23 protein-coding genes and 1 pseudogene are annotated in these 19,804 nt (G+C 60.0%); 7 read left to right on the top strand and 17 right to left on the bottom strand.

All coding sequences use genetic code 11. The annotated features are described in order from the left end of the window. Nucleotides 1-68: 68 nt before the first annotated feature. From istB to ACGHIZ_RS06270, 10 genes are all read right to left on the bottom strand, one after another. Nucleotides 69-857, bottom strand: a complete 789-nt coding sequence (istB, locus tag ACGHIZ_RS06315) for an IS21-like element helper ATPase IstB (RefSeq protein WP_390446808.1) — start codon at nucleotides 855-857, stop codon at nucleotides 69-71. Continuing rightward, on the bottom strand, nucleotides 854-2,092 hold the full coding sequence (gene istA, locus ACGHIZ_RS06310; RefSeq protein WP_390446805.1) for an IS21 family transposase: 1,239 nt from the start codon (nucleotides 2,090-2,092) through the stop codon (nucleotides 854-856). The genes istB and istA overlap by 4 nt, the downstream gene beginning before the upstream one ends. Before the next feature lie 143 nt (nucleotides 2,093-2,235). Continuing rightward, complete coding sequence (locus ACGHIZ_RS06305) at nucleotides 2,236-2,724, bottom strand: hypothetical protein (RefSeq protein ID WP_390446802.1); 489 nt, start codon at nucleotides 2,722-2,724, stop codon at nucleotides 2,236-2,238. 132 nt (nucleotides 2,725-2,856) lie between these two features. Then, nucleotides 2,857-3,477, bottom strand: coding sequence for a transposase (locus tag ACGHIZ_RS06300; protein WP_390446799.1), 621 nt, complete (start codon nucleotides 3,475-3,477; stop codon nucleotides 2,857-2,859). A gap of 205 nt (nucleotides 3,478-3,682) precedes the next feature. After that, the gene (locus ACGHIZ_RS06295; RefSeq protein ID WP_138112615.1) at nucleotides 3,683-4,549 is read right to left on the bottom strand and encodes a DegV family protein; all 867 of its coding nucleotides are present in this window, start codon (nucleotides 4,547-4,549) and stop codon (nucleotides 3,683-3,685) included. A 164-nt stretch (nucleotides 4,550-4,713) separates the two neighbouring features. Then, nucleotides 4,714-5,826: an NlpC/P60 family protein gene (locus tag ACGHIZ_RS06290; RefSeq protein ID WP_197032151.1), complete on the bottom strand. Its 1,113-nt coding sequence runs from the start codon at nucleotides 5,824-5,826 to the stop codon at nucleotides 4,714-4,716. A 32-nt stretch (nucleotides 5,827-5,858) separates the two neighbouring features. Further along, complete coding sequence (locus tag ACGHIZ_RS06285) at nucleotides 5,859-6,389, bottom strand: adenine phosphoribosyltransferase (protein ID WP_117773500.1); 531 nt, start codon at nucleotides 6,387-6,389, stop codon at nucleotides 5,859-5,861. Between the two features lie 40 nt (nucleotides 6,390-6,429). Further along, complete coding sequence (locus tag ACGHIZ_RS06280; protein ID WP_117773499.1) at nucleotides 6,430-7,308, bottom strand: MerR family transcriptional regulator; 879 nt, start codon at nucleotides 7,306-7,308, stop codon at nucleotides 6,430-6,432. A gap of 3 nt (nucleotides 7,309-7,311) precedes the next feature. Further along, entirely contained in the window at nucleotides 7,312-7,746 is a 435-nt protein-coding gene (locus ACGHIZ_RS06275; RefSeq protein WP_192934514.1) for an FHA domain-containing protein, read from the bottom strand. Between the two features lie 66 nt (nucleotides 7,747-7,812). Continuing rightward, nucleotides 7,813-8,517 (bottom strand): CDP-alcohol phosphatidyltransferase family protein, encoded by a 705-nt coding sequence (locus tag ACGHIZ_RS06270; RefSeq protein WP_089573364.1) that lies wholly within the window; start codon nucleotides 8,515-8,517, stop codon nucleotides 7,813-7,815. A 589-nt stretch (nucleotides 8,518-9,106) separates the two neighbouring features. On the opposite strand from ACGHIZ_RS06270, the gene ACGHIZ_RS06265 reads away from it, so the two are divergent. From ACGHIZ_RS06265 to ACGHIZ_RS06250, 4 genes are all read left to right on the top strand, one after another. After that, a complete protein-coding gene (locus ACGHIZ_RS06265; RefSeq protein WP_390446794.1) occupies nucleotides 9,107-10,597 on the top strand; it encodes a tyrosine-type recombinase/integrase in 1,491 nt (496 codons plus the stop codon). Between the two features lie 568 nt (nucleotides 10,598-11,165). Further along, the gene (locus tag ACGHIZ_RS06260; RefSeq protein ID WP_161145545.1) at nucleotides 11,166-11,309 is read left to right on the top strand and encodes a hypothetical protein; all 144 of its coding nucleotides are present in this window, start codon (nucleotides 11,166-11,168) and stop codon (nucleotides 11,307-11,309) included. Nucleotides 11,310-12,915: 1,606 nt separating this feature from the next. After that, nucleotides 12,916-13,344 (top strand): hypothetical protein, encoded by a 429-nt coding sequence (locus ACGHIZ_RS06255; protein WP_138374235.1) that lies wholly within the window; start codon nucleotides 12,916-12,918, stop codon nucleotides 13,342-13,344. Nucleotides 13,345-13,563: 219 nt separating this feature from the next. Further along, the gene (locus ACGHIZ_RS06250; RefSeq protein ID WP_347478462.1) at nucleotides 13,564-13,782 is read left to right on the top strand and encodes a hypothetical protein; all 219 of its coding nucleotides are present in this window, start codon (nucleotides 13,564-13,566) and stop codon (nucleotides 13,780-13,782) included. A 12-nt stretch (nucleotides 13,783-13,794) separates the two neighbouring features. Here ACGHIZ_RS06250 and ACGHIZ_RS06245 read toward each other — a convergent pair whose 3' ends face one another. Together ACGHIZ_RS06245 and ACGHIZ_RS06240 are read right to left on the bottom strand one after the other, a co-directional pair. Next, a complete protein-coding gene (locus ACGHIZ_RS06245) occupies nucleotides 13,795-14,034 on the bottom strand; it encodes a hypothetical protein (RefSeq protein ID WP_195445469.1) in 240 nt (79 codons plus the stop codon). Between the two features lie 234 nt (nucleotides 14,035-14,268). Continuing rightward, a complete protein-coding gene (locus ACGHIZ_RS06240; RefSeq protein WP_055287491.1) occupies nucleotides 14,269-14,529 on the bottom strand; it encodes a hypothetical protein in 261 nt (86 codons plus the stop codon). A gap of 131 nt (nucleotides 14,530-14,660) precedes the next feature. Here ACGHIZ_RS06240 and ACGHIZ_RS06235 point away from each other — a divergent pair, with 131 nt between their 5' ends. Then, nucleotides 14,661-15,044, top strand: a complete 384-nt coding sequence (locus ACGHIZ_RS06235) for a hypothetical protein (RefSeq protein ID WP_138374237.1) — start codon at nucleotides 14,661-14,663, stop codon at nucleotides 15,042-15,044. 485 nt (nucleotides 15,045-15,529) lie between these two features. Here ACGHIZ_RS06235 and ACGHIZ_RS06230 read toward each other — a convergent pair whose 3' ends face one another. Continuing rightward, a complete protein-coding gene (locus ACGHIZ_RS06230) occupies nucleotides 15,530-15,967 on the bottom strand; it encodes a hypothetical protein (protein ID WP_390446788.1) in 438 nt (145 codons plus the stop codon). 483 nt (nucleotides 15,968-16,450) lie between these two features. On the opposite strand from ACGHIZ_RS06230, the gene ACGHIZ_RS06225 reads away from it, so the two are divergent. Further along, nucleotides 16,451-17,560 carry an IS110 family transposase gene (locus ACGHIZ_RS06225; RefSeq protein WP_390446785.1) on the top strand — a complete coding sequence of 370 codons (1,110 nt, stop codon included), beginning with the start codon at nucleotides 16,451-16,453 and terminating at the stop codon, nucleotides 17,558-17,560. Nucleotides 17,561-17,917: 357 nt separating this feature from the next. On the opposite strand, the gene ACGHIZ_RS06220 is transcribed toward ACGHIZ_RS06225, so the two are convergent. After that, nucleotides 17,918-18,073: a hypothetical protein gene (locus tag ACGHIZ_RS06220; protein ID WP_347494161.1), complete on the bottom strand. Its 156-nt coding sequence runs from the start codon at nucleotides 18,071-18,073 to the stop codon at nucleotides 17,918-17,920. Between the two features lie 39 nt (nucleotides 18,074-18,112). Here ACGHIZ_RS06220 and ACGHIZ_RS06215 point away from each other — a divergent pair, with 39 nt between their 5' ends. Next, entirely contained in the window at nucleotides 18,113-18,586 is a 474-nt protein-coding gene (locus ACGHIZ_RS06215; RefSeq protein ID WP_390446782.1) for a helix-turn-helix domain-containing protein, read from the top strand. 4 nt (nucleotides 18,587-18,590) lie between these two features. Here ACGHIZ_RS06215 and ACGHIZ_RS06210 read toward each other — a convergent pair whose 3' ends face one another. The 3 genes and pseudogenes from ACGHIZ_RS06210 to ACGHIZ_RS06200 all read right to left on the bottom strand — a co-directional run bounded on the left by ACGHIZ_RS06210 (nucleotide 18,591) and on the right by ACGHIZ_RS06200 (nucleotide 19,784). Beyond that, entirely contained in the window at nucleotides 18,591-18,959 is a 369-nt protein-coding gene (locus ACGHIZ_RS06210) for an ATP-binding protein (RefSeq protein WP_390446779.1), read from the bottom strand. 23 nt (nucleotides 18,960-18,982) lie between these two features. Further along, a pseudogene (locus tag ACGHIZ_RS06205) lies at nucleotides 18,983-19,219 on the bottom strand (ATP-binding protein); the annotation flags it as partial. Between the two features lie 139 nt (nucleotides 19,220-19,358). Continuing rightward, nucleotides 19,359-19,784: an ATP-binding protein gene (locus ACGHIZ_RS06200; protein WP_390446776.1), complete on the bottom strand. Its 426-nt coding sequence runs from the start codon at nucleotides 19,782-19,784 to the stop codon at nucleotides 19,359-19,361. Between the last annotated feature and the right edge of the window lie 20 nt (nucleotides 19,785-19,804).

The raw sequence follows: 19,804 nt of genomic DNA, 5'->3' as shown, positions 1-19,804 counted from the left end.
GCATTTTCGCCAATCGCGCCAACGCGGATACACCGGATTCGCCAACGCGGATGTGCCGCTTTCGGCGCCTAGGCGCCCTCCTCCTTCCCTTCCTCGCCGCCGATGGATACGTCCTTCAGGCGGTACGACCGTCCCGTTATCTTGATCATCGCGCAATGGTGGCACAGCCTGTCGGCCACCGCCGAGGCCGTGACGTTGCTGCCGAACACGTCGCCCCACCTGCCCACCGGCACGTTGGTCGTGACGACGGTCGACCGCTTGAGCGCGTAGCGCCTGTTGACCAGCTGGAACAGCAGGTCGGCGCCCTCCTTGCCGATGTCGAGGTAGCCGAGCTCGTCTATTATCAGCAGGCTGCAGTGCTCGTAGAACCGCATCCTGCGCGCCAGCGCCTCCTTCGCCGAGGCGTGCTTGAGGTCCTCGACCAGCCTCGAGCAGTCGGCGAAGTACACCTGCTTGCGGGCCATCACCGCCTCGTGGCCTATGGCTATCGACAGGTGGGTCTTGCCGACGCCCGGGCTGCCGACGAGCACGACGTTGTCGCCGCGGTCGACGAACTCGAGCGTGGCCAGCTGCTCGACCAGCCCGCGGGGCACGCTCGGCTGGAAGCCCCAGTCGAAGTCGGCCAGCGTCTTTATGTAGGGGAAGTTGGCCATCCTCAAGCGGCGCTCGTCGTCGGCGCGCCGCTTGAGGGCTATCTGGGCGTCGGTGAGCTCGAGCATGGCGTCGACCAGGCCCTTCCTCCCGTCGGCGACGAGCCTGACGTACTCGGGCACCGACGACGCCATGCCCTCGAGCCCCAGCTCCTCGAGGTTGGCCGCCAGGCGGTTGAGGGGGCTGGCCTGCACGGCGGCGCTCACAGCGAGCCCCCTATCGAGTCGAGCAGGCCGAGGTTGGCCGCGGCGGCCGCCTCGATGTCGCCGGCGGCGTCGCCGAACCACCGCTTCCCGGCCATGGCCTCGGCGTAGTGCGCCGGGTCGTAGGCCGGCCCGCCCGCCACGTGCGTGGCCACCAGCTCGCCGCCGACGTAGCAGTCCATCGCGCCGCCGGGCATGCAGACGATGCGGGCGGGCCTGCCGATGCAGCGCCTGGGCACCGACATGGGCTCGCCGTGCGCGCTCACCAGCATCGTGGCCGGCACCCTGGCCACGCGCACCACGTCGCCCATCGCCTCCTCGAGGGCGCGCAGGTTGCCGACGGGCAGCAGCGCGTCCTTCTCCTCCATGAACAGCGCGGAGGGCGGCAGCCCCGTGGTCTCGTTGGGCTCGGAGTTGCTGGCGTCCTCGATCCGCGCGACGATCTCGTCGATGTCGTCCCAGCCGTCGAAGTCGCCCTGGTAGGCCGCGAGCCGCGACAGGAAGCGGTTCGACGACTCGACCTTGCCCTTGGTCTGGGGGCTGCGCGGGCGGCACAGCTTCAGCTCGAAGCCGGCGGCCTTGGCGAACTCGTATGCGCGCTGGACCTTGAGGCGCCTGCCGCCCTTGACCGTCACCAGGGCGGACATGTTGTCCGTGACCCACTCGCGGGGCACGCCGCCGAGCCTCGCGATCGTGGCGTACATGCACCTGACCAGGTCGTCGGTCGTCCTGGTCCCCGACCGGATGAATATGTGCCTGCGGGAATGGCCCAGCGTCGCCGCGAACACGTTGAACTCGAACAGCTCGCCGTCGCGGTTCGCCATCCTGACCGACTCCTTCCAGTCGAACTGCAGCTGCAGCCCGGGCGGCGTCTCGAAGCGCGGGTGCGGTTCCGGGCCGACGGAGGCCCCGACGGCGATACCGTTCTTGCGCATGAACTGGGTGAAGGCGTTGTAGCCGGCCAGGTCCTCGCCGGGATACCTGTGCAGCAGCCACTCGTGGATGCCCTTCTTGGTGACCCCCGGCAGCTGCGCCTTGGCGGCCACCTCCTCGATGTGCGCGTCGAAGGAGCCCGCCCTGTCGGCGCGCCCGTCGCGGGGCCGGCCGCCCTCGGCCCTCCAGTACGCCGCCACGGTGTGCCTGTCCTTGCCGTAGCGCTTCGCTATGTCGCTGAAGTTGGGCTTTATGCCCGCTTCCCTGTACATGTCCAACTCTCCGATCAGGTTCTTCTCCGCCACGGTCGCTCCTCCCGAAAGCATCGTCCGCTCGTCGGTCGAAGCGTAAGCCCCGGCGTTGGTGGAAATGGTGAAAATGCGTTGGCGCGATTGGGGAAATTGCGTTGGCGGAATCGGCTAAAGTGCGATGGCGAAATTGGTTGTTTTTACAGTAGCGCTAACATCCGGGAGTAGCCGAGCGTCGCGGTGAACACGCTGAACTCGAAGACCTCGCCCTCCGAGTCGACGAGCCTCATGCCCTCCTTCCAGTCGAACTGCAGCTGCCTGCCCGGGGGCGTCTCGAACCGCGGGTGCGGCTCGCGGCCGCCCGCGCCCCCGAAGGGCACGTCGCGGGCCCGGCACCACGCGGTGAAGGCGCCGTACCCGGGCAGCCCCTCCCCGCGGCCCTCGCGCAGGAACGCGTAGACTGCCATCTTGGTCATCCCGGGCAGCTGGGCCTTCGCGCGGATCACCTCCTCGAGCGGGTCGAAGGCGCTGCCCCTCGCGGACCTCCCGTCGGCGGCGGACTCGCCCTCCCGCCGGTACTTGGCGACCGTGTGCCGGTCCATGCCGTGCCTCCTCGCGATCTCGCTGAAGTTCGGCTTCGCGCCGGACCCCCTGTAGACGTTCAGCTCTCCCATTACGTTTCGCTCCATATCCCGCTCCTCCCGGGTCGGATACCCGATCGGAGCATAGTTCCGTTAGCGCAGTTGGTGAAAGTACGTTAGCGGGGTCGGCGAAAGCGCGTTAGCGCATTCGGCGAGATGCGTTTGCGAAAGTGGTCAATTTTAGATTAGCGCTAACATCTCGATGCCCATGAGGTCGCGCGCGATGAGGTAGAGCTCGCGCCCCGCCTGGAGCTTCGGCCGCGTCGTCGTGTAGCGCTTGACCTGCGAGAAGGCGTGGAAGGTGCACCTCTGGACCCTGGTGCGCGGCCAGGTCTCGCGCACGGCCTTGGCGAACCCGCTCCCGCCGTCGGTGACGACCACCTCGGGCGCCGGGATCGGCGACATGAGGGCCGACCACGCCCTCGAGTTCTCCGACCTCGCCATGTACCAGGAGACCACCCTCTCGCCGCTGCAGCATATGAGCACGACGAGGTCGCGCGCGACCCAGATCCCGTCGACGTGGAGCACGCGGTGCAGCTCGCCGTCGGGGACGGGCATCGGCCAGACCTCCCAGAACTCGGCCGTCCTGCGCCTGAAGGACCGCCCGCCGCCCGGCATCGCCGCCTGGGAGTCCTTGGAGAGGAGCCACCCGAGGAACTCGTCCAGCCTCGTCGCCGTGTCGTCGTACCTCACCGTCGTCGACGCGCCGCAGGCCGTGCACCTCCACCGCTGGGACCCCGATGAGGTCCTGCCGTTGCGCTTGGTCCGACCGCCGCAGTAGGGGCAATAAACGGCCTTCATGGGCACCTCTTCCGAAAGGATATTTAACGGTTCCGGAAAAGGTTATCTACCTGCGGGAACGATAGGCAACCGGACACACATTCTGTCCGAGCGGTTAAAAGCGGGCACGGAATTTAAACGGCTGAAAAAGGGGCATCGACCTGCGCCGATGCCCCCAACGTGGACACACATTTTGTCCTATAAGCCTTTTTTGCTTGGTTGGACTTTATTTGCCCGAAGCTACGCCCATGCCGTAGCCGATGATCAGGCCGTGCATCTCGGCGTAATAGGAATCCAGGCCGTTGCAGGGCATGATGATGGTCTTGGAGCAGGGCCAATGTTCGACTATGCGATCAGTAAGCGCCTGGGCTCCAGCTTCGTTCTCAACGTGATCGATGATGACCTCACCGCCCGTAAAGCCCTCGGCTTCCATAGTGTCGATGATCTTGTTGAGCATCTTCTTTTCGCCACGCGTGTGCCCGACGAGTTCGATTTTACCGGCCTCACTCGCCGTGCCCAAAATGCGGATATTGAGCTTGTTGGCAATGACGCCGGCTGCCTTAGGGATACGTCCGGCTTTGGCGAGGTTTTCGTAATTGCACAAACTGAAGAGGATTTTGCTGTTCTGTTCAAGGCTATCGAAGTATGCGCAAGCATCCTCGAATGAGACATTCGGATTGCTTGCAAGATAGCGGTCGAACAGCAAGAAAATGAGGTCCATTTTGCCGCCAGCTGCGCGTGAATTGACTAGATGAATCTGTCGGTCGGGCTCCTCGGCAAGAACCATATCGCGAGCCGTGGCTGCCGCGTTGTAGCTGCCCGACACGCCCTCAGAGATCGGCATGCAGATGGTCTTGTCTGCCAATTTGAAGAGCTCGGCCCACTCCCCCACGCTGGGACAAGCGCTCGAAGAGGCATTCGTCTCCGCCTGAACAGCGCAGTTGAGCTCATGAACATCGAGCGAAAGGTCATCGACGAATTCACGCTCCCCCACTCGAATTTTGAGGGGAGCAAATGCAAAGGTGGTATGGGGTGCGATCGGTTGCCAATCGCGGAGGTTGCAGCTTGAATCGGAGATAAGTGCCCAGCTCATAGAGGGTCCTTTCTAATCGTTCCCATTCAATTATAGCCATCTTGCAGACCGATTGGGCCGCTATCTAGTATTCAAAACTAGATAGCGGACTGCACTAAAGGCAAAAGAATGGACCCCATGACTCAAAGCCACGAGGTCCATATCCGTTTGCTTTATCTGAATACTTAGTAGCGCACGAAAATGTAGTTGTTGTTCATGCCGGCGGCAACGGAGCTGATGATGACGCCCGTTTTGTAGTCGGAAGCATGGATCATCTGACCATTACCGATATAAATGCCGGTATGGTAGGAGTTAACCACAACATCGCCGGGTTGCGGATCGGACACACGGGTCCAACCCATGAAGTCGACCGTGGTGCCCAGACGGCAGTAGCGTCCCGTGAGGCAATAGCTTACAAAACCGGAGCAGTCAAAGCTGTTCGGTCCAATGCCGCCCCAAGAATACGCATAGCCGAGCTTGCTGTAGGCGCGCGAAACAACGGAGCCACCATCAACAGACTGACTCGGTGCTGAAGGCGTGGGAGCCGGAGCGGGCGTGGGGGCAGGCTGCGGTGCGGGAGCCGGCGTGTTGCCGCCCTGGTTGTTGTTATTGTTGGTCTGGCCGCCATTGTTGGTGTTCTCGGTCGTACCGGCGGTGTCGTTGCTCACCGTGGCCTTTTCGGCGGTGCTAGCATTAATGCCAGCCTGCAGCGCAGCGTTGGCCTCGGCCTCGGCAGCGAGCTCGGCCTGCAGCTGCGAATCCAGGGAGTTTACGACGTTCTGGGCTTCAGCCTGCTGGGCATTAAGCTCGTCGACCTTCTTTTGCGTGGTGGCGACGTTCTTCTCCTGCTCGGCCTGCTTATCGGTGAGCTGCTGCTTAAGCTCCTTGACCTCTTGAATGGTCTGAGCTTGCTTATCGGAAACTTTGCCGTAGTAGAACAGACGGTTGAGCATATCGCTCAGATCATCGACACCCGTCAAAACCTGAAGCAGGCTCAGACCGCCGGTTTTGTACTCGCCGGCGACATAGGTCGAGAGCTTGGCCTGACCATCGGCGATCTCCTGCTGCTTTTGCGTGATCTCGCCGGCAGTCTGATCGAGCGCCTGCGTCTGCGTGGCAAGCTCATCGTAAATCTGCTGGGTTTGGGTGCCGATCTGCTCGAGTTTCGTACGAGCAGCGGCAAGGTCGGATGCGGTATCGGCGTAGGCAGGAGCCGCGAGGCCCAAGCCCAAAACACAAGCGAGGGTTGCCGTAGCAGCGCAGCGTGCCATGTTTTTGTGCGTGTTTGCTGTGCGCATGTAGCTTCCTTTCCAGTAACTAAGGGTAACGGCTAGCCTACCGTCACCAGGCTAAAGAGCTCCACATCGTCATCAGACGGCGTGAGCTTCTCGCGCGGGTTGAGAAACGCAAGCTCAAGTATACAACCGTAACCGATAAGCTTTGCGCCCATATCTCGCACCAGTTTACCTGTTGCCTCGACGGTTCCGCCCGTCGCGACCAAGTCGTCCAGAATCAACACGGTATCTTTAGAGCTGATAGCGTCGGCATGGATCTCAATTGAATCGGTGCCGTACTCGAGCTCGTAGCTCTGGCTTACGGTCTCGCGCGGCAGCTTGCCCGGTTTACGTGCGGGAACAAAGCCGGCGCCAAGGGCTACAGCCACCGGTACGCCAACCATAAAGCCGCGAGCCTCGGGACCCACGACCTTGGTGATCCCCATGCCGGCAAAGTGCTCGGCGAGGGCATCGGTCATGGCTTTGAGCGCCTCGGGATTGCCAAAGAGCGGCGTGATGTCTTTAAAGACGACTCCGGGCTCGGGATAGTCGGGGATGTCGACGATTTGAGATTCGAAGTCGTACATTGCATGACCTTTCAATGAGTTGCCGAAATATCAGCAGCGGTTATTTGCCCGCGGTGACGGTGCCGGAGTGCGAAGGGGCGACGACCTTGAGCGGCTTTACGAGAGAATCCTCGTGCGAAGCAGGCGCGGCAGTTTCTTCGTTTTTGGCCTTGGTGGACTCGGAGCGAGCGATTTCCTCATCGAGTGCATCGATGTCGGCGTCCTCGACCACGGCGTTGAGCGACTCAAAAACGCGGTTTTTGAGCAGCGCGGTGTGCACGCCCTCCGTCAGGTCGTGAAGCTTCTTAAACGCACGCTCGAGCTTGGCGTCGCGCTCGTCATCGGAGGTATCCATGCCGAGCATGCTCACGAGCACCTGCTCAAACATCGAGGACTCGCGGTTGGCGGAAGACACGTACTGACGCAGGTTGCGCGGCTCGATATGGAAGCGTGACAGCTCGGAGCAGTAACGGATGATCGGAAAATCGCGACCATCGACGAGCTCACGATTCTGCGGACTCTTGATGATGCGAATAAGGTCGTTCTCGGCGAGCGAGCGGATAAACGAAATCTCGACGCCCAACATATCGGGAATGGTCTCGATGGGATGCAGCTTTTGTTTAGTCTCCTTGGGCTCCGTCTTGAGCGGAACATCGGACAGTAAGCCCACCTCGTAGGCGAGCGTTGACAGGTCCGTAGCGTTTTCCAAGCGCTGCTTAATCACGTTGAGCGGCATGTAGCGGGTCTTCTGCAGGTGCAGAATGACCTCCAGGCGATCAACGTCCTCCTTGGAGTACTGACGGTATCCCTTAGGCGTACGATGAGGGGTAATGAGCCCCTCATCCTCTAGAAATCTAATTTTTGAGTTCGAAAGATCGGGGTATGCGCCTCGAAGAAGGTTGACGACTTGGCCGATACTCAAATAGTTGCGTTCGGCCATGCCCTACTCACCGGTTTCGATGCGCTCCGGCGTGCTCTCGTGGTAGATGAGCGTAAACGTACCGATCTGGACGGATGAACCATCGTGCAGCGGGGCTGCATTGACGATGGCACCGTCGACCCAGGTGCCATTGAGCGAGCCCAAGTCCTCGATGCGAGCCTGGAGCCCCTCACGAATAATGCGCGCGTGGCTGCGCGAAACGGTCATGTCATTGAGGAAGATGCCGTTCGCAGGATCGCGGCCGATGGTGGTCACGTCGTCCTCGAGCTCAAAGGCGGCACCAGTCTGCGGACCCTTGACGATGGACAGAACGGGGGCGGTGATGCGCACGTTGGCCATGAGGTCGGGAACGGTGACGTCGCTTGAAGGCACGCGGAATACGCAGGTAGCGTCAGCAGTCTTATCATTCTGAGGCATATTGTTAACCATGTTGTCCATGACAACCCCTAACTTATCGCGGACGTGCCGCAAATAATGAACCGTACGTAATCATACCCCAACGAATCAGTCTTCGATTTCAGGGTTCAGAAAGTCGATGTCCTCGTCCTCGGGATGCGCGAGAGCCTGTTTAATGGCCACTCCGCCCTTAATGGAATAGATGACAGCCGTGAGCATGGAGAAGATCACGCCGCCGTACACAAAGAAGATGCCGAGGGGCACCGAGCTTCCGTTGAGGCCCGGGAAGGCCGTAAGGGTTGAAGGTAAAAGATGCAGGCCGTCAATAACGGGGAACCCGAGCAGCATGAGCGAGAAGCCGGTCATGAGCAGTGCAGTGGCAATCTTTCCGGGAAAGACGACATCGATGGGGCGACGGTGATAATGACGAACGATAAGCGTGCCGATGCCCAGATAAATGTCGCGGCCAATAATGAGCACGCAGACCCAGATGGGCAGCTCTCCGCGGACCACCAGCCCAAGTACGCCGGTGAACAGCAGCGCACGGTCGCAGATGGGATCCATGACCTTGCCGAGCCACGAGACCGTCTTGGTCATGCGGGCGATCTGACCGTCCATCCAGTCGGTAGAGGCGGCAACGGCGTAGATAACGATGGCGATGACGCGGTTGTTATCCGTCACAAACAGGTACAGAAATACCAGGGTGAGGATCAGGCGCGTAAAGGTGATGAAATTGGAGATCGTAAAGATCTTATTCGACGGGTAATCGGAAGTGCCGATAAGCTCCTTTTTGATCTTCTTTTTGATGCCCACAGGACTCCCCCGCTGGTTAACGACAAAACTTTCGATACTATACCCGTTCCGGCGATGTCTATCCAGCGCAGCCATAGAGAGTCCAGACATGTGGAGGGCGCTGTCGCAACGTGAATGTGCCGTTTTTGTGTACGTCAGCCTCCAAACATGTCATAAATTGTCGTTTTTGGAGGATGACGTACAAGTTTTTGTTAAGCGAAAGTATCGATTAATAAAGCCGTTGATTCTTCGTTGCTTACTTTATTGATTCTTAACAAAAAAGGTCAGGCACTAGGTGCCTGACCTGCAAACTTCTGGGCAGGACGACTGGATTCGAACCAGCGACCCCTTGACCCCCAGCGAGGTCAGAATGACCCTGACCTGTGCTTATTTTGTTAAAACACGCGCAGATAGCGCAAGTAGCGCATTTCCGCATTTGCAAATTTTACCAGCTCAGCGCGGTCTGTCCAGATAGCATATTTTCGGCTTCGAGGAGCGCGGTGCAGCCGATGATTTAATCAACGGGGGTAGGAGCCCCGAATCGTCGCCTCTCCGGGTTCCCGCAGGTGGGCCCGCCTGTTTCTAATCAACTGCGGATTTAGGAGCAGACATGCAGAACGAGAAATGCAGCAATAAAACCTTACGCGTATGCGGAGCCGGCGGCGTGAGGAAGAACAAGGGCAAATGGCAGGCTGTCGTGACGGTGGCCGACGAGATGACCGGGAAGAAGGTCCAGAGGACCAGGAACACCCGCGTGCCCTGCCTGAAGCAGAGCGCGCGGGGAAAGGCGGCGGCGATGCGCGTCCTCGCGGAATTCAGGTCGGAGGTCGAGCTGGAACTCGCCGAGGCCGAGGAGGCGAGGGCCGCTATCGGCGCCGGGCTTCCCGCCGAACAGCGGGATGACTACGCCGCGCTGCCGCTTTCCGAGGCGCTCGAGAAGTTCATCGACTTCTGCCTGGAGATGAACAGGATCACCCCGACGACCCGCGACGACTACCACTACAGCGCCCTGCACATCGAGCGAGACGAGCTGGGTCTGGTCCCCGTGAACGAGGTGACGACCGACGACGTCAACGCGTGGTCGAGGCGCAGGATCGCCCTGGGCACGGCGCCGGACACGCTCAACAAGTCATTCAAGCTCGGCAAGCGGCTCTACGCCGTCCTGCTGAAGCGCAGCAACGACACGATCGGGAGGAACCCGTTCGACGGCGCCCTCGCGCCCAGGGTCATCGCCAGGCCCAGGAACGCGCTGCGCTCCGACCTCGTGCCGAAGCTCAACTCGGTGACCTCGATGATGCCGGACTCGACCTTCAGGCGGGCGGTCGTGCTCGCCCTGCACACCGGGATGCGCATCGGCGAGGTCTGCGGCCTGCGCTGGTGTGACGTCGACTTCGAGTCGGGGCTCATCACGGTCAGGCACTCGGTGGCCTACGTCAAGGACAGGGGCTCCTTCATCAAGGACACCAAGAACCACGACCTGAGGACGATCCCCGTCGACCCGGTGGGCCTGCTCCCCTTCCTGAAAGAGATCCACGAGATCGATTCGCAGAGGCTCCGGGAGGCATCGGCCCTCGGCCTGCGCGACCTCGCGGACAGCTACGTCGTGTCGCGGCCGGACGGCTCCTTCGCCACCACCAGTTACATCCGCAGGGCGTTCAAGACGTTCTCGGAGACCAACGGCCTCATGGGCACCAACGACGAGCTGATCACGTTCCACGGCCTGCGCCACACCTTCGCGACGCAGTGGATCCGCCACGGCGGCGACATCAAGGCGCTGCAGTCGATCTTCGGGCACAAGGACGCCATGGTCACGCTCAACGTCTACGCCGACATCGAGCCGATGTCCAAGATCCAGAACATGCTGCGCGTGTCGCCGAGCCTGTGGCGAGGCTACCTCGGCCTGAGGGTGGACCCCGGCCCCATGTTCCAGCAGAAGATCCGCGAGGCGATCGAGACGCTCGAGGCGTTCGGCTACGGCATCTCCGAGCCTGACGACCGCAACGTCCTCATCCGCGACGTTCAGACGATAAGCCGCCTCTACCCCACCGAGTACGCGGCAGTGCTGGGGGCCATCCCGACCGAGGCGACCGTGGTCGAGTAGAGGCTGAGACATGCGCTTTCCCAAATCCGTAGTGCAAGTACGGGAATGTGGAATCGCGTTAGATATATTCTACCCGGTCATCTCGGTGGCGCAAATCTTGGCACGGGTTTCCGCGAACGCGGACGCCCGTACCCTTCTTTTTATGTTTACGCAAAGAGTCAGCGGGAATGCAGGTGAGGCCTCGCGGTTCAGGCCGGGGATTTTCAGCCGCGCCGCCCGATTTCGAATAAAGGCCTGCAGATGCAGACGGCTTTCGGGAGGCCCCGACGGCACCTCTCTCAAAAATGGGAGCATGGCCCGAGGGCGCCCGTGGGCGGCCCTCCCGCCGTTCGGTTGGGCGGCGGCGTGTAGCCCCGTAGGCGTGTAGCCGTGTAGCGGTGTAGTGCGCTGCGGATGTAGACCTGTGGCGGCGTATGCCGAAACATATTCCCAATCCGGGAATGCACTTATATATAAGTACAATCGTCTTGCCATAGACGGGAAACCCGTCGGCCGGGCGGGACCGGAGGGCCGGGCGGCGAATGCGAAAGGCCGGATGCAGCCGATGCCCTGAATGAGGTCCCAACATATGGGAGGGGCAGGTGAATCCATCTCTTTGGCCGCTCCCGAGGGCATGGATTTCCCAGCCCTCGCCCCCGAGGACATCTTGCAGACGATTCGCAGGTCTCCGAGCGGTAGGTACCTGATGGAGCAGAGGGCCGCGCTGGCGTAGTTGCCGCACTTCGACGATATGGACGATGACGAGCTCCGCCAATTCGCCGCCCAAGTCAGGCCGTGATTTTATAGAATTCAGGGAGGACCGCTGTCACGTTCGCCGTTTAAGAAGGTGCCGCTTTGAAATATCTCGTCGAGGATTTCGATGATCCGGCAGGTCCCGTCCAAGACTACGCCGAGGCCAAGCAAATCGTCCGAAAAGTACTCGGCTCCCACCCATCGGTGAGACAAGCTGCCACATGGCCATGGAAGCCTCATTTATTTGCGAAGAACATCGGCTAGCCGCAGGATTGAAATCATCGACCGATAAGTGAGTTCCACCTTTTCGCCCGCAAGCAGTCGTTTCGAGCCAATCTCATCTAGCCCCACAAGCCGAGAAAACAGCGGGCCGCTCATCGTGCCCTCGTCAATTGACTCCCCTTATGGTCTTCAAAACGTCCGTATCATGAAGCGATGCCGAGCTGTAGGGGGCAACACGAGCGGAACTCTCAATTAACGACGAGACAAAAGGATGGAGATGCTTTGGACATAGTCCATCAAACACCACATCCCCATTGTCATCCGAGCCGACCAGGCGCCAAGTATAATGATCGACCCAGTCATCTCCGTCATATATGGCGTCCATGAGCAACTTCCCGTCTAGAGAGAGAAACCTATTTGGACATCGGGGCGCAAGACCGCAATCCATATCGGGCCTGCAGCAGCTCCAACCCAACGCACCACATAGGTTCCCTTTCGTACATGTGTATCAATCTCCCCGAAATGCCGGAGAATGCAATTCCAGACCCGTTTGTCGGATAGCAATCGACGTATTTTTGTTTTCCGCTCACAACCTTGTATAGATATATCGTTCCAGCAAAAGAGAAGGTATCGTGACTATTTTAGATCTATATGGCCAATTCGAGCCCTCGCCATGGCAATTGTGGCAGCTGGGTTTCTTTTCATTAAAATTTCACTTTGTTAAATCCCTGCCCCTAAGCATTAAACCCGAAGTCCACCGAGTGGGCGAAAGTAAAAGAGGGTCGAATCCGAAGCAGTTCCCAGACAATTGGCGTCCGGCCAGACACTTCGGTTTGGCCCTTTCTTTCCAGGACTCTATAACAGCAAAGCACCTGCTAGATGGGCTTTTTGTGGGTGGGTAATTGTAACAGCTGATTGAACTGCAACGCGCTGGGGCCAATAGGGCGAGGCAAACTGGCGAGGTGTGTCGTCGCGAGTGCAATCGCCACGGTCGACGACGCGGTCGTCCAGCTGCCGCGGCACGGCGCCACCGCTGTGTGTCTGGCCCTCGGCGCGACAGAAGGAGACACTGTTGTGGCCGATGGGCTAAGACCGTTGCCGACCAAGTGCCGTTAGCGGCCATTGGCACATGTCAACCAGACTGATTCTGTGGGTATAGGGTGGCATTTCACTAAGGTCGGAAACTCCCGCAACCATTGATTGATTTCGACATGTCCGAAATTCATATTACGTATATGGGTAACAATCATTTATAGGATCCCTCAAGTAACCTTAGTAACCGAACCGGGGCAGAAGGGCCTACAAACAAGCCGCGACGAACAGCTTCTTCCGCATTTCTTTAGGCAAGCGAAAAGAGGGATGACATGACGGCCAAGAGCTACGTAAAGATCGTTATTGTTGGCTCTGCACTTTGTCTTGCAATGGTGCTATGCGCATCATTTGCGAGGTATAGGTCCGAGCAATCGTTCATCGATGGCGCTGAAAACGGTTTTGGCATAGACGGGATGTATGTCAACGATGGCGCGACCAGGCCGTCTATGGCGATTCTTGCAGGCGAAGACATGGAATGGCAAATCTGTAATGACGATGGCTCTTGTCTGAGTGGTCGTTTGGCCGCAACGAGCGACCCGAATTCGTTCGATCTTCTCGACAATGATGGATCGGATTGCGGTTCAGTTCACCTGTCGTATGCATCACGAGACGGGATGGACGGCATTCTCTACGTCTCCCACGAGACTGGCGATTTCAAGATGCGCAGGACTAACCGAGTGCCGGCTTTTATCGAGGAGTGAGAACTCCCGGCGGTCTGCCGATCAGGCCGCCGGGGTATCGAACCCCGCATTCATCCGTACACACACGGATGAATGCGGGAAGTGTCCGGATGAAGTTGATAATCAAGGAAACAATGCCGTTCTGCCTGGGACGGCTTTGGACTGGACTTTAACTACAACATCGCGATCGACACTTATCAGCTCGCGCGACGCGCATAGCCAGATCTCGGACGCTGGTGCATGGAGGACCTTCGAGATTTACTGTACATCCAAAACGACGACGCACACCGCGTGCTCGCCGACTGCGAAGACGAGTTGGCTGTCTACAATGCGATCAGAAACGGCGTGAAGTCCGGAGAGCTTTCTGTCGAACCGCCGCGCCGTCGCGCGAGCCGACCGGGCAACCCGGGCAATCTGGTCCTGGCTCTCCCGGTCGTATTCCTACGATATCGCCCCTAGATCACCAATGTGTCAGATAAAGAATGAGGCAATGGCTGTGATCACGCCTACGGCGGACGCAACGACTGCGCCTTTTTTCCTCTCCTTTAGTCCGACGAATAGGGTTGCCGTAAAGTAAAGGGCGGAAATGCAGTCTATGGCAAGCAAAACGAGTTCCTTGGGCGGTTTCAGCAAAAGGTCGCTAGCAAAGAGTAATGCAAGCAGGGCAAAGCCGATTGTGACCAAGTATCTCGATTGATTTTGCGACAGCATGGCAACTGCCTTTCAGAACATGCAAGTGAAAAGTCGGTACGATGTCATTGCGGTTGCAAACAAGCCGCCGTCAGGACCGGTTGTCACGAGACCGGCGATAACGCATTTTCTCGGTTTCCAGCTCATGACAGACCCCTCTCTCATGGTGCAACGCATACATTATAAGATATGCACATTATCTCGCTAATCAATTTCAATATCCATCATCCAACTAAAGAATACTGACTCACTGGTTCAGCGACGATGCGTTTTTACCCTCGCGTTCCCACTCGCCGCGTCGGCGGTCGGAAGGGTCTCCGTCTCGCAATCAGCGACCTTGTAACCGTATCTGTCGAGCCAGGCGGCAAGCACGTCCCAATCGACGCGCTTCCAGTCGCCGCCCGGCGCGTGCTGCATCACGAGGCCTCCGGCGACCATGAGCGCGTGGATATGCCCTCCTTGCAGGCCAGCGATGATCCCGCCGGTGCATACGATGCCAGGTCGCTGTGCCGGCATGGCGCAAACGTATTGGCCTTTGTGCCCCTTTTGGCAACTTTAGCATGGCTGTAGGTTAAACCAACCCACAGCCATGAGCACGTTAACGTAGTACTATGCTAATTACACGGATAAGGCAGGGGTATTTTTCTTTGGCGAATAAATTTGTATTTTATGGCAAGGGGAGTGGCGTTAAGGTTTTCATCGCTATATCAGTTGCCGTGTTCGCATTCTCTGCGCTATTTCTAAAAGTGGAGCGTTGCCAAAAAGATAGCGGAGGTGACTATTCACATTTGTGGTTCGTGAGCGGATTGGTGTTGAACGTTGACAGCTCTGGCGATTTTACCATGTCGGTCGAAAGCGAAGATCCATATAACGACGGGTCTGATCGTCTGACCATTCTGGTTGATTCAGAACATACGCGCTATGTAAGCGATAGCCCCGTGAGCGTTGGGTCTAAAGTCAAGGTAGGCTATTTTCTCGATTCCCGAAAGAAAAATACGATTCGCTGCTCTTCTGTGGATGTGTTGGAATAATTTTTGAGTAACTATCAGTAAAAAGCTGCGAGCAAAGGCCGCTCCACGTGGGGCGGCCTTTTTGGTGGATAGACGTTGCGGAGGATGATTGATTGACGTTTTTACTCCGCATGGAAATCGAGTGAGGATTCTGTTCCGCGAGGGGCGTGTTTTGAGGCTCTTGGCGGTACGTAATTCTCGTTCGGCGTCTTGACGGGACAAAACCCTCGGTTGACTTTTTGAAGCGTCCCTAGAATCAGCTGTTACGATAAAAACGGGGGGGGGGTAACTCCGCGGACACGGCCTAGCGCGCTGCCATCCAGTGCCGATTCTGCCTTACTCGCAATTCGGCGAGGATGAGGAGTATGAATTGATCGGGGCTTATAGGACAAAATGTGTGTCCTATAAGCCCCAAGGATGACGATTCCAATACGGATGACGACACCAAAACCGGCATCGACGGTTCCATGGACGATTCGGATTCCAAATAGGCCCTGTTAGTTTATCTACTTCTTTGCCGGTGTCGTATACGAAACCGCTATACCCGCGGCAATTGCCATGAGACAGCTCGCGATGAATCCGAACTCATACTTCAAAACGTTTGTTGCGGTCAGGGCGATAATCAACACGGTCGCAATTTGCAGAATTATCATTATTGCGAAGAGATTGATTCCTTGTTTGGCCGAAGTCGCTGAGTGAGTTTGGCTTTTTTGATTCAGGTTGTAGCTGACAACAAAAGCGACCAGTTCGCTTGATACGGGGCCGACTACATAGAAAAAGATTGCGTCAATGAAGCCTATAGTGTTGTAAGTTGTTTCGCCGGAAAAAACAGCGTATAAAGCATATCCAAATCTTGGCTGATTCATGTATGAGTACGAAAAGACGAAGAGCGTCAATATTGCTACTACCAGAAGTGCATTCAGGACAAATCGTTTGCTTTTCATCGATCGCTCCTTCCGGGTCACTCTTATTTGTAATTCTACAGCATCCATTTGTTTTTCAAAGAATTTGACTGTCCTAAATAACATGCACTTTCGCTGGAGGGTCGCTGTTTGGCGGCCCTCTTTTTTGCACAGGCGCGGTGGGATGGTAATAATCGGGCGGGAGTCAGCCGCTCTGATAGAATCGTCCTTGCTGTCGGCAGCCCTCGTGCCGGGCAGAGCCCTCCATCCGATGGGAGGTGATGCCCATGACCGATTTCACTGAGCTCGTGAAGCTCCTGACTGCTATGGTCTCGCTCCTCACGGCCCTTGTCGTCCTTTCCAAGGCACTCAAGCAGGGTTCGAAGCCCAAGACGATATGAGAAAGCCATTTGGGTCGCCTCCCCCGCGGCGCAGCTTCTTTCCGCGGGCTCGGGATGCCACAATGGGCTTTGAGTATCGGCCCGTGCGGTAGCCCTTACCGCACCTGCGGGGAGGAGGCTTCCCATGCCCCATGTTACCTCCATCGGCCTGGACGTCCACGCGCGATCGGTCGCCGCCGCGGCGTTCAACCCCTTCACCGGCGAGGTGGTGCACCGTGACTTCGGGACGGACGCCGCCGAGATCGCGGAGTGGGCCCTCGGGTTCGAGGAGCCCAGGGCCTGCTACGAGAGCGGCCCCACCGGCTTCCACATGGCGCGCGAGCTGCGCGCGCTCGGCCTCGACTGCGCCGTGGCCGCCGTCTCCAAGATGCAGAGGCCGGCGGCGGACGCGCGCCGCAAGAACGACCGGCGCGACGCCGAGTTCATCGCCCGCATGCTCGCCACCCACAACATCGTGGAGGTCCCGCTGCCCGATGCGGCCGTCGAGGCCGCCCGGGACCTCGACCGCGCCCTCGACGACGCCACGGCGGAGTACCGCCGCGCCAGGCAGCGACTCAACATGTTCCTGATCAGGCTGGGCCACGTCTGGGACGAGCGCAACGCCGACGGGACGAGGAAGGGATCCTGGACGCGCGCCCACTGGAGATGGATATCCGGGATCAGGCTCGAGGGGCCCCAGCGCGACGTGCTCGAGTACTACGTCACGGCCGCGAGGTGCGCGGAGTCGGACCGCCGGCAGCTCGAGAAGAAGGTGCTCGCCCTCGCCCGGACCGACCGGTGGCGCCCGGCCGTCGAGGCGCTCTCCTGCATCAAGGGAATCGACACCCTGACGGCCTTCAGGCTCGCAGCCGAGGCGGGCTCCTTCACGAGGTTCCGGACGGCCCCGGCCTTCGCGAGCTGGTGCGGGCTAGTCCCGTCGGAGCGCTCGAGCGGCGAGACCGAGCGGCGCGGCGGGATAACCAAGACGGGCAACCGGCTCGCCAGGACGGCACTGGTGGAGTCGGCGTGGCACTACCTGACGTGCACGCCCCGCCCGAAGGCCCCGGCGCCCGGCGCGGACGTCCCCGCGGCGATCCGGGCGCGCGCCGACGCCTGCACCGCCAGGCTCTGCCGCCGCCGCGAGGCGCTGGCGGCGGCGGGCGAGAGCTCGTGCAAGGCAAACGCCGCCGTCGCGCGCGAGCTCGCCTGCTGGGTCTGGGAGATCGGGCGCCGGGCGGAGGGGACCCTCAGCTGACCCCGTCGGACAACAAGCCTCCCGCCGGGAGGGCCCGCGCCTCGACGCATCGCCGGCGCGCGTTCACGAGCCCTTTTTGGGCAGCCCAAGGGCCGCGCCCGTGAACAAGACTGGTTTCGGACGAGCGCGCCGGACGGAGAATCGAAATGCGGTGGGGTGTGCGGACATACCGGGCTGACCGCCGGCAGCGCGCCCGCAAGAGCCCGCGGATATTAGCTTGCCAGGCAAGCGTCGACTAAACGTGCAGCGTGCGCGGTCCCTCCCGACGGGAAACGAAAAAGCCCGGTTTAAAACCGGGCTCGAACAAACACGCCTATTGACAATGGCTTTCTCATATTAAAAGAAAGGCCACCGTCGCTAAGACGATGACCCAACTTCATTAAGCAACGGCTCTGCCCAGCTCTCTACAACTTGGGCTGCCGTCGGCACCATTTTACCCTCCTGACGAGGAATTCGTCCATATTTCAAAAACCAAATTGCGTTTGCTATCGAAGCCTTGATTATCAACTTCATCCGAACACCTCCCACATTCATCCGCACATGTGCGGATGAATGTGGGAACCCGATACCCTGAGGGCCGGACCGGCCGGCACCGGGAGATCGGAGGACGGCCGGTCCGGAAAGAGGAAGAAGGGTTCCGCGGAGGCGGCCCCGAGGGCCTACGGCAGGCTCACCAGGCACGAGCGGGACACGGTCCAGAGGATGCTGGAGCGCAGGGCCTCGTGCAGGGAGATCGCCAGGGAGCTGTGCAGGTCGCCCTCGGCGGTGAGCGCCGAGGTGGCGTCGCACAGGTTCGTGACGGCGCCGAAGTCCAGGCGCGGCGAGCGCGTCGACGGCTCGGCCGACCTGTCGGCGGCCTGCCCGCGCCTGGCGGCGTGGCCGCGCTGCTGCAACGGGTGCGGCCGGTACCGTGCGATCGGCTGCAAGCGCCGCCCGCACGTATTCTGTGTTTCGTCAAGAGGATTTGAGCAAAAAGAGCATCGGAAATTGAGCAGCCTGAGCATCGGAAGCGCGCACGCTTTTTGAGCGGCTAGCCCTCCTGCATGAGGGCATGGCGGACGCGGTGGGACTCGCCGCGGAACTGGACGAGCCTCCCGTGGTGGACGATGCGGTCGATCACGGCGGCGGCCATCTGGTCGTCCCCGAACACCGACCCCCACCTGCTGAACTCCAGATTCGTGGTGATCACCACCGACTGCCTCTCGTATGCGTCGGCGAAGACCTGGAAGAGCAGCCTCGCCCCGTCCGCGTCGAGCGGGAGGAACCCGAGCTCGTCGATGACGAGCGGGCGGGCCTTGCCGATAAGCGCGGCCTCCCGGTCGAGCCTCCCGTCGTCGCGCATCTTGATGACGCGGGCGGGGACGCCGTGAAGAAGCGCGCCTCGAGCCTCCTCTCGCACGCCAGCGCGCAGAGGGCCGACGCCATGTGCGTCTTGCCGGTGCCAACGTCGCCCATGAGCACGAGGTCCTCCCTGCGCCCGACGAAGTCGAGCGCGAGCAGCGACTCGCGCCCCACGCCCTCCGGCCACGACACGGCCGACCAGTCGTAGCCGTCGAAGGTCTTGGGCGCCGGCAGCGCGCAGCGCCTGAGCAGCGTCGCGCGCTTCGAGGCCTCGCGGCTGGACCTCTCCGCCTCGAGGTAGCCCGCCAGGTACTCCACCTGCTTCGGGGTGCCGAGCCTCGACCACTCCTCCAGGATGTTAGCGTCAATCTATTTTTCACCAGTTTCGCTAAACAGGCGCGCCGTTCGCGCAAAGGCGGTTTCACCGGTTGCGCTAACGTATTTTCACCGATTCCGGTCACGGCTTGACGGGGCCGTCCCTCGGCAGGTCCTTCAGCCTGTAGGACCTGCCGGTTATCTTGACCAGGTGGCAGTGGTGGCACACCCTGTCCGCGATCGCGCTCGCCGCCACGTCGTCCCCGAACACCCTGCCCCAGCCGCCGATCCCCACGTTGGTGGTGATGATCGTCGAGCGCTGCTCGTAGCGCGTCGATATCAGCTGGAACAGCAGGTCCGCGCCCGCGCTGCCGACGTCGAGGTAGCCGAGCTCGTCGATGATCAGCAGCCTCGAGTGGGCGTAGTACTTGAGCCTCTTCTTGAGGATGCCGCGCGACGAGGCGTCCTCCAGGTCCTCGACGAGCCGGGCGCAGTCCACGAACCTGACCTCGCGCCCCGCCCTGACGGCCTCGATGCCCAGCGCGACGGCGAGGTGCGTCTTGCCCACGCCGGGTGGATTGGCAACAC

Origin of the sequence: Collinsella sp. i05-0019-G5 (assembly GCF_042851345.1) — a bacterium.
Taxonomy (GTDB): Bacteria; Actinomycetota; Coriobacteriia; order Coriobacteriales; family Coriobacteriaceae; genus Collinsella.
The sequence above is the reverse complement of the archived record's forward strand: the minus strand, read 5'-3'. Positions and strand labels throughout refer to the sequence as shown.